The organism is uncultured Clostridium sp. (genome assembly GCF_947036855.1).
Classification (GTDB): Bacteria; Bacillota; Clostridia; order Clostridiales; family Clostridiaceae; genus Sarcina.
Genome location: NZ_CAMQRY010000211.1, coordinates 1 through 2,681, shown reverse-complemented (window position 1 = coordinate 2,681; position 2,681 = coordinate 1). Strand labels below are relative to the sequence as shown.

The window sequence follows — 2,681 nt, the reverse complement described above, 5'->3', positions numbered from 1 at the left end:
TACTTTTTTATCGTCTTACTATTTTATTTTTCTTAAAACTTCTACTTTATAACCATCTGGGTCTGTAACAAAATAATACTTAGGTGGCTCACCAGGTAAACCTTTAAGTGCTGTTACTTCATATCCAAGATTCATATGCTTTTCTCTCTCTAACTCAAGTTCTTCAACCTCAATAGCAATATGACTAAATCCATCTCCTATTGTATAAGCTTCTTCTTGTCCATGATTCCAAGTAAGTTCTATTTCATATCCACCAATTTTATCTGAAAGATAAACAAGTGAGAACTTATGCTCTGGGAATTCTTTTCTTCTAGTTTCTATAAGACCAATTGCATCTCTATAAAACTTTAAAGATTTATCAAGGTCCATAATTCTAATACATGTATGTAACATTTTTATAGCCATTTAAAACACCTCTTTCTTCTATTTTTATCTATATATTAAACAAATTTTTTCCATTTCATACTTCTATCATATCACAACAAATTAATTAATCAAACTACATATATCCTCATACTTTCTCTTTAAGTTTTTTCATAATCTACAATTTTATAATTTAAAGCACTACTAAAAAAGGAAGGTTGCCAAAACTTAGCAACCTCCCTACTCTAGATTTATGTGTCACAATGAACACATAATCCTTCGAGCCTTTCTCTTAAAACAATCTCTTTATTCTCAGTTACCATTACACTTATAGTATCACCAGCCATTAAAATGGTGTTACCATCAGGTATCATATGTGTACCTTCTCTTTCAATAGAAATGACAAGAGTGTGATCCACAAGTTTTACCTCTCTAAGTTTTTTACCCACAATTGAAGAACCCATTTCGATAATATATGAAATAATTATTTCAGCATTCTCACTTGAAACTGGTGTTCCAGTCTGTGAACTAACTCTTAACTTAAATAATGATTCATATACTGGTTCACATCTTAGCATCTCTGCTGTAAGATATGACACTCCACAAACAAGAGCAATTGACCCAAACTGTGTAAATGACCCACTCATTTCACAGACAAGCATAAATCCTGTTATAGGAGCTCTAACTATTGAAGCAAACATTGCTGCCATAGCAAATAATATAAAGCTAGTTGCATAAATAGGATTTACACCCATATACTGAATAACTACATCTCCAAATATTGCTCCAACAAGTGATCCAAGTGTTAGAAGTGGAAATAAAATCCCACCTGGTGTACCTGAGCAAAAACTTATCATTGAGAAGATAAATTTTGCAACAAGTAAAATAATCGCAAGTTTAAGTACAAGACCACTAACTAACACATCATTAATTAAGTGAGCTCCTCCACCTAAAACTTTTGGTATAAATAATCCGAAAAATATAGTTATTACAAATGGTATTATCATTCTATACTTTACAGGAATATTTATTTTTTTATACAATCCCATAGTCTTAACAAGAACTTTATTATAGAAAACTCCTGCAAGTCCAACAATTATTCCAAGAACAATTATATATGGGTAATATTCTATAGGCATTGCCTTTAAAACATGTGAATCAAGAATTGGTTTTTGTCCAAAAAATGCCCAAGTAACTATATCAGCTGAAACAGAAGCTGCAATTGCTGATACAAATAAAGTTGGCGTGAACTTTTTATGTACTTCTTCCAATACAAACATAACTCCAGCAAACGGAGCGTTAAATGCAGCAGACAGACCTGCCCCTGCACCACTTGAAATTAAAAATCTTTTTTCAAGTTTAAGTCTTTTAGTGACATTTCCATATAAATTGGCAATAGTTGCACCAAGTTGAATTGAAGGTCCTTCAATTCCAAGTGATAAACCTGAACCAATTGCTATAACCCCACCAACAAATTTATAAATTATAATTTTAACTGGTGATGGTTCTTTGAAATGTCCTGTTAAAATACCTTCGATTTGTGGAATACCACTTCCACTAATCATTGATTCATCCTGAACCATAGCTCCAACTATAAATCCTGCTATAGCAAGTCCAAGAACCGCAAGTAAAATATACCATTCATGTACACGTAAAAAACTGTACATACCATAGGTATATTTATCAATATGATCAAGAACTAATCTATAAATAGAAATTAAAAGTCCAGCTATAAGCCCAACTACAATACTTTGTAATACTATTCTTAGTTTTATTCCACTAAGAATATCATACATTCTCGAAATTTTACTATCCATTACTCTCTCCTAATACCGCTAATTACTAATGAATAATCAGGCAAATATATTTTTGATCGCAATAAATTTTTATGCGACGCGTTACCTTTTAGTTATACTATGTTTACATTCCAATATCAACCATTTACAAATGCAGTTGTTTTCTGCAACTAAATAATAAATTGTAAACCTCTATCATTTTTATGGATTTTCACTCTTTATCATCTAAACATTACATGTTTTTCATTTTTAAGAGTAAATTCCTTAGTTCTAACAAATTTTTATTTTTATTAAAAATATTTTATTTTAGCTACTTTACAAGCTATATTTTTAATATTTTAGCTTTATAAAACTTGTAATCATCATCTTATAATTCTATAATGAAAACATATTCACAAATATATGAATATAATTATTCATCATATTTTTATGCACTAAGGAGGATTTTTCAAATGAATAAAACTGCCGATTATTTTATAAAAAATTTAGATATGATAGCTCACCCTGAAGGTGGCTTTTATA

General features: G+C 30.1%; 2 protein-coding genes. Both read right to left on the bottom strand.

Going from position 1 to position 2,681, the window contains the following annotated elements:
- Positions 1 to 18: 18 nt before the first annotated feature.
- Positions 19 to 405 (bottom strand): VOC family protein, encoded by a 387-nt coding sequence (locus Q0V15_RS12885; protein ID WP_297439543.1) that lies wholly within the window; start codon positions 403 to 405, stop codon positions 19 to 21.
- A gap of 209 nt (positions 406 to 614) precedes the next feature.
- Positions 615 to 2,180, bottom strand: coding sequence for a ClC family H(+)/Cl(-) exchange transporter (locus Q0V15_RS12880; protein ID WP_297439542.1), 1,566 nt, complete (start codon positions 2,178 to 2,180; stop codon positions 615 to 617).
- Between the last annotated feature and the right edge of the window lie 501 nt (positions 2,181 to 2,681).